This window comes from Streptomyces sp. NPDC002588 (assembly GCF_040295925.1).
In the GTDB taxonomy this organism is placed as follows: Bacteria; Actinomycetota; Actinomycetes; order Streptomycetales; family Streptomycetaceae; genus Streptomyces.
In genome coordinates this window covers 38702-48101 of record NZ_JBEOWF010000070.1, presented here as the reverse complement: position 1 = coordinate 48101, position 9400 = coordinate 38702, and the positions used below count along the sequence as shown (strand labels likewise).

The 9400-nt window shown below is 72.8% G+C and carries 9 protein-coding genes; 2 read left to right on the top strand and 7 right to left on the bottom strand.

Features of this window, described 5'->3' with window-relative positions; translation table 11 throughout:
- Nucleotides 1-124 precede the first annotated feature (124 nt).
- The 4 genes from ABT057_RS46330 to lipB all read right to left on the bottom strand — a co-directional run bounded on the left by ABT057_RS46330 (nt 125) and on the right by lipB (nt 3293).
- Nucleotides 125-826 (bottom strand): DUF4191 domain-containing protein, encoded by a 702-nt coding sequence (locus ABT057_RS46330; protein ID WP_352350909.1) that lies wholly within the window; start codon nt 824-826, stop codon nt 125-127.
- 102 nt (nt 827-928) lie between these two features.
- Nucleotides 929-1129, bottom strand: a complete 201-nt coding sequence (locus ABT057_RS46325) for an SCO2195 family GlnR-regulated protein (RefSeq protein ID WP_352350907.1) — start codon at nt 1127-1129, stop codon at nt 929-931.
- 289 nt (nt 1130-1418) lie between these two features.
- The gene (gene lipA / locus ABT057_RS46320) at nt 1419-2408 is read right to left on the bottom strand and encodes a lipoyl synthase (protein ID WP_352350905.1); all 990 of its coding nucleotides are present in this window, start codon (nt 2406-2408) and stop codon (nt 1419-1421) included.
- Nucleotides 2409-2483: 75 nt separating this feature from the next.
- Nucleotides 2484-3293 carry a lipoyl(octanoyl) transferase LipB gene (gene lipB / locus ABT057_RS46315; RefSeq protein WP_352350902.1) on the bottom strand — a complete coding sequence of 270 codons (810 nt, stop codon included), beginning with the start codon at nt 3291-3293 and terminating at the stop codon, nt 2484-2486.
- Nucleotides 3294-3537: 244 nt separating this feature from the next.
- Between lipB and ABT057_RS46310 the strand changes: the two genes are divergently transcribed.
- A complete protein-coding gene (locus ABT057_RS46310) occupies nt 3538-5016 on the top strand; it encodes an NsdA family TPR-like regulatory protein (RefSeq protein WP_352350900.1) in 1479 nt (492 codons plus the stop codon).
- Nucleotides 5017-5023: 7 nt separating this feature from the next.
- Here the strand turns inward: ABT057_RS46310 and ABT057_RS46305 are convergent, their stop codons facing one another.
- On the bottom strand, nt 5024-6502 hold the full coding sequence (locus ABT057_RS46305) for an NAD(P)/FAD-dependent oxidoreductase (protein WP_352350898.1): 1479 nt from the start codon (nt 6500-6502) through the stop codon (nt 5024-5026).
- Nucleotides 6503-6718: 216 nt separating this feature from the next.
- Nucleotides 6719-7618, bottom strand: a complete 900-nt coding sequence (locus ABT057_RS46300) for a TIGR01777 family oxidoreductase (protein ID WP_352350896.1) — start codon at nt 7616-7618, stop codon at nt 6719-6721.
- Between the two features lie 71 nt (nt 7619-7689).
- Between ABT057_RS46300 and ABT057_RS46295 the strand changes: the two genes are divergently transcribed.
- Nucleotides 7690-8184, top strand: coding sequence for a GNAT family N-acetyltransferase (locus ABT057_RS46295; RefSeq protein WP_352350894.1), 495 nt, complete (start codon nt 7690-7692; stop codon nt 8182-8184).
- A 3-nt stretch (nt 8185-8187) separates the two neighbouring features.
- Here the strand turns inward: ABT057_RS46295 and ABT057_RS46290 are convergent, their stop codons facing one another.
- Nucleotides 8188-9372, bottom strand: coding sequence for a MarP family serine protease (locus ABT057_RS46290; RefSeq protein ID WP_352350892.1), 1185 nt, complete (start codon nt 9370-9372; stop codon nt 8188-8190).
- Nucleotides 9373-9400: the final 28 nt, after the last annotated feature.

Genomic DNA, 9400 nt, shown 5'->3' with positions numbered 1-9400 from the left:
GGGGGGGTACTCCCCCCCGGGCGCCCCCGCCGGTTGGTGGGGCGCATCTGGGGCCCGTCGGCCGGCTTACGCGGGGGGGGGGCCCCGGTCCCCCCGGGCCACCCCCCTCGTCGTGGCATGGGGATCAGCGGGCCTTGGGGCCGCCCTTCGGCAGCTTCATGCCCTTCGGCATCGGCCCCTTCGGCAGCGGCATGTTGCTCATCAGGTCGCCCATCGCGCGCAGTCGGTCGGTCGTCGCCGTGACCTGCGGGCCGGTGAGGACGCGCGGGTACTTCAGCAGAGTCGTCCGCAGCTTCTTCAGCTCGGTCTGGCCCTCGCCCGTGCCGACGATCACGTCATGCACCGGGACGTCCGCGACGATGCGGTTCATCTTCTTCTTCTCGGCGGCCAGCAGGCTCTTCACCCGGTTCGGGTTGCCCTCGGCGACCAGCACGATGCCGGCCTTGCCGACCGCGCGGTGCACCACGTCCTGGCTGCGGTTCATCGCCACCGCGGGGGTCGTCGTCCAGCCCCGGCCGATGTTGTCGAGCACGGCCGCCGCGGCGCCCGGCTGGCCCTCCATCTGCCCGAAGGCGGCCCGCTCGGCCCGGCGTCCGAACACGATCATCGTCGCGAGGAGGGCGAAGACGAAGCCCAGGATGCCGAGGTAGACCGGATGACCGATCAGGAAACCGATCGCGAGAAAGACACCGAAGATGAGGAGAAAGACGCCCGCGAGAACAAGGTCGATCTTCTTGTCGGCCTTGCGGGTCATCTTGTACGTCAGGGCGATCTGCTTCAGTCGCCCGGGGTTCGCGGCGTCCGCCGCGCTGTCACTTCTCGCCATGCGAGGAAGTCTACGTGGCCTCACAAGCGCGGACGACGGCAGTGTCCGGGTGAGAGGTGCGGGAACTGTGGGGTGTGGGGTGTGGGGAGGGGCGGGCAGGAGTCAGGGACGGGCGGAGACGACCGCTTCGAGGACGCGCTGCGCCTCGACCCGGTCCTTGGCGCGACGGCGGTCCTCCAGCACGGAGGTCCAGGCGTTGCGGCGGGCGGTGCGCTGGCCGCTGCTCATGAGCAGCGACTCCACTGCGCGCAGGGCGGTGGTGAACGACGGGATCGCGGTGGCGCGAACGGGCGCGGCCTGCATGGTGAAGGTCCCCTTCGTAGGGCTTCGGAATGTATCCACGTGGTGTGATACCAGTGTCACTGTTTGGTGTTACCAGGGCGTGACCGACCGGTCAAACGCCAATGAAGCCTTGATGTGGGGCATTCGGGGGCGTACGACGGCGACGCGGCCCCGAGCGACGCCCCCCAACTGCGAGGACGGTCGGAACCGCGCCGTATCGGCCACTACTGGTCAGTAGTATCTTGTGCGCGAATTCACACGCTTGTCCCGCGCCCGTACGGGGCAAGGGGGTCGGCGAATGTCGCCCAGGTCACACGGCCTGCGAGGCGATGTAGCTGCCGCCCTGCTGCGGAGCGGCGGAGTGCCGCTGCTCGACCGCCATCCGGTACAGCCGCCCGGCGCGGTACGAGGAGCGCACCAGCGGACCCGACATCACCCCGGAGAAACCGAGCTGCTCGGCCTCCTCCTTCAGCTCTACGAACTCCTGCGGCTTCACCCAGCGTTCCACCGGGTGGTGGCGCACGGACGGACGCAGGTACTGGGTGATGGTGACCAGCTCGCAGCCGGCCTCGTGCAGCTGCTTCAGCGCCTCGCCGACCTCCTCGCGGGTCTCGCCCATGCCGAGGATCAGGTTCGACTTGGTGACCAGGCCGAAGTCGCGGGCCTCGGTGATGACCTTCAGGGAGCGCTCGTAGCGGAAGCCGGGCCGGATCCGCTTGAAGATCCGCGGGACCGTCTCGACGTTGTGCGCGAAGACCTCGGGGCGGGACTCGAACACTTCCCGCAGCAGCTCGGGGACCGCGTTGAAGTCGGGGGCGAGCAGCTCGACCTTGGTGCGGCCCTCGGCGCGGGACGCCGTCTGCTCGTGGATCTGGCGGACCGTCTCCGCGTACAGCCAGGCGCCGCCGTCCTCCAGGTCGTCGCGGGCGACGCCGGTGATCGTGGCGTAGTTCAGGTCCATGGTGACCACGGACTCGCCCACGCGGCGCGGCTCGTCGCGGTCCAGCGCCTCGGGCCTGCCGGTGTCGATCTGGCAGAAGTCGCAGCGCCGGGTGCACTGGTCGCCGCCGATGAGGAAGGTCGCCTCCCGGTCCTCCCAGCACTCGTAGATGTTGGGGCAGCCGGCCTCCTGGCACACGGTGTGCAGCCCCTCGCTCTTCACGAGGTTCTGCATCTTCGTGTACTCGGGGCCCATTTTCGCCCGGGTCTTGATCCACTCGGGCTTGCGCTCGATGGGGGTCTGGCTGTTGCGGACCTCCAGGCGCAGCATCTTGCGTCCGTCGGGTGCGACTGCGGACACGACCGGCTCCCTAGCGATTGATTCTTCGGCGTGCTCAAGGGTACGCCCGTGGATTTGAAAGCCCGGTGCCCCGCGTCATGCCGCCGGTGTCTTCTCGATCACCCTCGGCTTCAGCTCCGCGCCCGCCATCACCTCGATCAGATGCCGCTCCACCACCGGCAGCACCTCGGCGATCGTGACGTCCCGGCCCAGCTCGCCCGCCAGGGACGCCACCCCCGCGTCCCGGATGCCGCACGGGATGATCCGGTCGAACCACTTGGTGTCCGGGTTCACGTTCAGCGAGAAGCCGTGCATGGTGACGCCCTTGGCCACCCGGATGCCGATCTGGGCCAGCTTGCGGTCCTCGCGGCGCTGGCCGGCGTTGGAGGGTGCGTACTCGGGGCCGTTCAGCCGCGGGTCGAACTCCTCGTCGGCGAGCCGGGGGTCGAAGTCCAGGGACAGCCCGCCGATGCCCGGCCGCTGCTCCGCGGCTTGCCGGGGGTCGCCCAGCACCCACACCCCGCTGCGGCCCTCGACCCGGGTGGTCTCGAGGCCGAACTCCGCGCAGGTGCGGATCAGGGCCTCCTCCAGGCGCCGGACATGGGCGACGACGTCCACCGGACGGGGAAGCTTCTGGATCGGGTAGCCGACCAGCTGGCCGGGGCCGTGCCAGGTGATCTTGCCGCCGCGGTCCACGTCGATGACCGGAGTGCCGTCGAGGGGGCGCTCGCTGTCGGCCGTGCGCCGACCCGCCGTGTAGACCGGCGGGTGTTCCAGGAGCAGCACGGTGTCGGGGATCTCGTCGGCGAACCGGGCGGCGTGCACCCGGCGCTGCTCGTCCCAGGCTTCCTGGTACTCCACGGCCTCGGGACCGAAACCCAACTGGACGAACCGCAGCTCACTCACGGCAAGCGCCTCCCTGGAAGTCGTCAGGCGCGTCACGCGCCCAAGCCACTGTACGTCCGCGCGTTCCGCGTCAGCCCTGGGGTCAATCCTCACACGATCGGATGAATGAATGTCGAGATGTGCGACCAGGTGGCTACGCTCCGCTACATTCGCGCCGTTCGCGAGGCCAAAGGGCTGATCACACCCACCAGGGCACTTCATCCGGGCACGTCAGAGGCCCGGGAGGCAGGAGACCGCACCGCAGATGACGGAACGACCCGCGCAGCGCACTCCCAACCGCCAGCTCGCCGCGCTCATCGCAGAAGCGGGCTTCTCCAACGCGGGACTGGCCCGTCGCGTCGATCAGCTCGGCCTCGAACACGGGCTGGATCTCAGATACGACAAGACCTCCGTCACCCGGTGGCTGCGCGGACAGCAGCCCCGGGGCACCACGCCCGCCCTGATCGCCGAGGTCTTCACCCGCCGCCTGGGCCGCCGGCTGACCGCCCAGGATCTCGGCCTGGACGCCTGCGCCCCGGTCTACGCGGGCCTCGAGTTCGCAGGCACCCCCGAGGAGGCCATCGACATCGTCGGCGGACTGTGGCGCAAGGACTCCGGCAGCCACGCCGAACTCCGCAAGATCGCCTTCACTCCGGCGGGGCTCGTCGTGCCGAGCCGCGACTGGCTGATCGGGCGGGCCGACGAGAAGGTCGCCCGTGGCGAGCAGGCCCCCCGGGTGCCCGTCCAGGGACGCCCGGCGCCGCAGACCGCGGGCACGCCTGTCAGGCTGACGCCCGTCGTCCCCCGCCAGCGCGGCCAGGGCGGCGACCGCGGCGTCGGCCAGCGGGTCACCGGCGGCGACATCTCCGCGCTCCGCTCGGTCGGCGAACTCTTCCGCACCCTCGACAACATGTACGGCGGCGGCCATGCCCGCCAGGCCCTCGTGCGCTACCTGGAGCACGAGTGCGAGCCCATGCTGCGCGGCACCTACGGCGAGCAGACCGGACGACGGCTCTTCGCCGCCGCCGCCGACCTCACCCGGCTGGCCGGCTGGACCTCCTTCGACATCGCCGCGCACGGCCTCGCCCAGCGCTACTTCGTCCAGTCCCTGCGCCTCGCCCAGGCGGCCGGGGACCGGGCGTACGGCTCGTTCGTCCTGGTCACCATGAGCCGCCAGGCCGTCTATCTGGGGCACGGGCGCGAGGCCGTCCAGCTCGCGCGGGTGGCCCAGCAGGGCGTCGGCACCGGCGCCCCGCCCGTCGTGCAGGCGCTGCTGCACGCGGCCGAGGCGCGCGGGCACGGCGTGCTCGGCGAGGTGCGGGCCTGCACGGCCGCGCTGGTGCGGGCCGAGCGGGCCCTCGAGGTGTCCAGGGCCGGCGACGAGGTGCCGTACTGGGCCCGGTTCTTCGACGAGGGACAGCTGGCCGACGAGTTCGGGCACTGCCACCGCGACCTCCAGCAGTACCGGGCCGCCGCCCAGCACGCCGAACGCTCCCTCCAGCTGCGCCCCGCCGCCTACGCCCGCAGCCGTCTGTTCTGCCGGGTCGTCCTCGCCTCCGCCCGCCTGGGCCTCGGCGAACTCGACCAGGCCTGCCAGCTGGCCGCCGAGGCGGCCGGACAGGCGGCCGAGATGCGGTCGGTCCGGGCGGTGGAGTACGTCAGGGACTTCGAACGCAGGCTGGAGCCCTACAAGGACGCGGCCCCGGTGCGCACCTACCGGGACAAGGTGTCGGCGCTCGGTTAGGGCCCTCTCAGGCGGCCTCGGGGGCGGCCTGAGACCGGGGGGCGGTGCGGACCGGGTCGGCCCTGTGCATCGACCCGGCCAGGCCCAGGTCCGCCACGATCGCCGCGGCGGCCCGGTGGGCCGAGTGCAGGGCGCCCTGGACGGTACTGGTGTCCCGGTGGTCGCCGCACACGTACAGGCCCGCCAGCAGCCGTACCGCCCGCCGCAGGTCGTGCGGCGGGCGCATCGCCGGGACCGCCTCGGCGGTGTGGTGCACGGCGAGCGTCTCCCAGCGCGCGGTCGAGGTGCCGTAGAGGCGGGAGAGATGGGTGCGCACGGCGGTGTCGATGTCGTCGGGCGGGGCGCCGAGGACGGTGGAGGAGATCAGGGCGCGGCCCTCGGGCGCGCGGGCCGGGTCGACGGCGCTGACCACCGCCGTGTGCGCGACCGGGCCGCCGCGGTCGGCGTCCAGCAGGAGGGAGGCGCCGGTGGCGGGCGGCTCGTCCGTGGTGTGGTGGACGATCGTCACCGGGTGGGAGTCGGGGACCCTGAGGCCCGGCAGCAGTTCGGCGGCGGCGCGCGCGTCGGTGGCCACCAGCACCGCCCGGCAGCGGAACACGCCGTGCTCGGCGGTGGTCACCGCGGTCGTGGAGACCGAGGTGACCCGCACCCCGGTGTGCACCGTGCCCGGCGGCAGGGTCCGCGCGAGGAGTTCGGGCAGTACCTCGGCGCCGCCCTCCGGCAGGCACAGCCGGCCGGCGGCGAAGGCGCGCAGCGCGAGGTCCGCGCAGCGGCTGGACGTGGTGAGGTCCGGGTCGCAGAGCAGCGCGGCGAGCAGCGGCCGCAGGAAGCCGTCGATGGTGCGGGCGGGCAGCCCGCGGGCCGCGAGCGCCTGGGCCGCCGCCGACTCCGGGCGGCGCAGCAGCCGTTCGGCGGGGGTGGCCGCGATCCGGGTGAGGGCGGCGCCCAGCCGGGCCTGGTCCACGGCGGTGCCCAGCGGGGCGCCGGGACGCACCCGGGGCGGCGGCACGGGCTGCCACGGTGAGCCCGTCCGGTTCCCGGGCCGGGTCACGGCCCGGCCTCCGGGCAGCGGCACCGACCGGGAGACGCCCGGACGCGGCCGGGGCAGCGCACCCGGCCGAGGGGCGCTTGCCAGGGCGCGTACGGCATGTAGTGCGCCCCTCGCGCTCCCCGCACCTGCCTGCGCGCCCGCGCGGTGGTGACGCCCGTCGCTGTGCAGCAGGACCCCGGGGGCGAAGGCGCGCAGCACCAGCGCGCCGAGCCCCGGTGTCAGGCCCAGTTCGGGATACGCGGTGGACAGCAGCTGCCCGATGCGGTCGAGCCGAAAGCCGTCGATCTTCTCGGTCGACATGCGGCCGCCGACGTAAGGGGCGGCCTCCAGGACTGCGGTCGTCACTCCTGCGCTGGCCAGCCGATGCGCCGCGGAGAGACCGGCGACTCCGGCTCCCACGACTACGACGTCTGCCTGGTACGCGGGCTCAAGCACGTGCCCCTCCTCGAGGTTTGTGCGGCCGGTGGAGACGTGATGCCTCCAACTGGCTTCCGGGGTACCCGAGTTCGGATCGAGGGTAGGGCCGTGATCGGTCGGGGACAGTCGCGCATGAACAGGGCACGGTCGCACGGCGGTCGCATACGGCCGCCGGGGGTCGGCACGCCCGGTCGCACACCGTCGTACGGCTGCTCACGCCCGTCGCAGCGCGGCTCACGCCGCCCGGATCGCGTCCTCGATCCCCGGGAACGCGAAGGTGAACCCGGACTCCAGCAGCCGCTTCGGCACCACCCGCGCGCTGCCCAGCACATCCCCGGCCATCTCGCCCAGCACCGCCCGCAGCACCGGGGCGGGCACCGCGAACAGGGTCGGCCGGCGCAGCACCCGCCCCATCGCCTCCGTGATCTCACGGTTCGTCAGCGGCTCCGGCGCGGTCAGGTTGAACGGCCCCGACAGATCGTCACGGTCGATCAGATGCCGGATCGCCGCGACCTCGTCGTGCAGCGCGATGTACGACCAGTACTGCCGTCCGTCGCCCATCCGGCCGCCGAGGCCCGCCTTGAAGAGCGGGAACAGCTTCCCCCAGGCCCCGCCGCCGCGCGCCACCACCAGACCGGTCCTCGTGAACACCGTCCGCACCCCGGCCTCCTGAGCCGGGGCCGCGGCCGCCTCCCACTGCACGCACAGCTCGGGCAGGAAGCCGCGCGCCGCCGGCGCCGACTCGTCGGCCACCCGGTCGCCGGTCTCGCCGTAGATGCCCATCGCGCTGCCGTTCACGAACACCCGCGGCGGCTTGTCGAGCGAGGCGACCGCCCGCGCGAGCCCGGCCGTCGCGGGCACCCGGCTGTCGTGGATCCGCTTCTTGTACTCCTCCGTCCACCGGCGGTCCCCGACGCCCGCCCCCGCCAGGTTGACCACGGCGTCGCACCCCGCGAGCCCCGCCGCGTCCACGTGCCCGCGCTCCGGGTCCCACCGCACCTCGTCCGCGCCCCGGGGCGCACGGCGCACCAGTCTGACCACCTCGTGCCCGTCGGCGGTCAGGGACCGCACCAGAGCGCTGCCGATGAGACCGGACGCACCGGCCACCGCGATCCGCGCATGTTCCGCTGTCATGGCGCAATCCTGCCGGGTCAGGGCATAAATTCCCGGTCTGGACCCCGTTGGCGCGCCCTAGGGTGACGCCCATGCCCGAGCGAGACGACTTCCGTATCCGCACCGCCCGCGCCGCCGACGACGACGCGCTCGCCCTGATCGACCGCCTCACCTGGTCGCATCTGCACGCCGTGGTGCCCAGGCCGGCGCCCGACGCCCGCTTCTTCGACGAACGCCACCTCCCCGAGCACTTCCTGGTCGCCGAGTCGGGCGCCCGTCTCGTGGGCTATCTCCGGCTCGTTCCCCCCACCCCGCTCGCCGCCAACGCGCACGTGCGCCAGATACAGGGCCTCGCCGTCAGCGACGAGGCCCGCGGCCAGGGCGTCGGACGGGCGCTGCTGCGGGCCGCGGTCGAGACCGCGCGCGAGCACGGCGCGCGCCGCATCACCCTGCGCGTCCTCGCCCACAACACCCCCGCCCGCAAGCTCTACGAGTCGGAGGGGTTCGTGGTGGAGGGCGTCCTGCCGGAGGAGATGCTGTTGGACGGCCGGTACGTCGACGACATCCTCATGGGCCGCCGGCTGTGACCGTCAGGAGCTGATGAGCCGGCCCGTGTCCACCGGCCGCGTGGCCGTCGCCGCCCGCTTCGCGTCGCCGGACACCTCCGCCGCCGTCAGCACGTACCCCGTCTCGTCGTCGGAGGTGGAACGCGCGAAGACGACGCCGTACACCTGCCCGTCGGTGGTCAGCAGCGGTCCGCCCGAGTTGCCCGGGCGGACCGTGGAGCGGATCGAGTAGATCTCCCGGGTGACGGTCGCGTCGTTGTAGATGTTCCGGCCGGTCGCCTTCACCCGGTTCGCGACCGTCGCCGCCTGGAGGTTGAGGTCGCCGTCCTGCGGATAGCCCGCCACCACCGCCTCGTCGCCCCGCTTCGCGGAGTCGTCGAAGCGCAGCACCGGGGTCCGCAGCTGCGGCACGTACAGCACGGCCACGTCCTTGTCCGGGTCGAAGAACACCACCTGCGCGTCGTACGACGCGCCCACGCCGCCGACGCGGACGCTCGGGTGGTCGATGCCCGCCACCACGTGGGCGTTGGTCATCACGTGCTCACGCGCGTACACGAACCCGCTGCCCTCGCGGCCCTGGTCGCCCGAGGAGCCCTCGATCTTCACCGTGCTCAGCTTCGCCGCCTCGGTGGCGGTCGGCGTGACGCTGTCGCCGCTGGGTTCGGCGACCTGGGCGGTCGACTCGTTCTCGAACGGGTTGAAGACCTGGGGGAAGCCCGCCGCGGTCAGCGCCGAGGTGGCGTTGGAGAACCAGGCCGGGGTGGTGTCCGGCATCGCGTCCTGCACCGCGCCCAGCAGCTTGGAGTCCCGGATCGACGAGGTCACCACGGGAGAGGAGGAGGCGCCCAGCACGCTCGCCGCCACCCACGCCACGATCATCACCGCCACCGCGTTCGCCGCCGCCCCGCCGACTCCGTCGGCCACCCTGAGCGGCCCCCGGTCCAGCTCCCGCCGCAGCCTGAGCGCGAGGCGTCCCGCCAGCTCGTGGCCGGCCGCCGCCGGGACGAGGACCGTGAACACCGCGGTCAGCGTGGCCGCCGTGGTGCCCGGCGTCACCAAATCCATCACCCAGGGCAGCACCCACACACCGACCACCGCGCCGCCCACGAACCCGGCCAGCGACACACAGCCGGCCACCAGTCCGCGCCGGTACCCCGATCCGGCGTAAGCCAGGATCACCAGCACCAGCAGGATGTCGAGCAGGTCCACGCGAGCCGCCTTTCTCTTGGACCCTTCA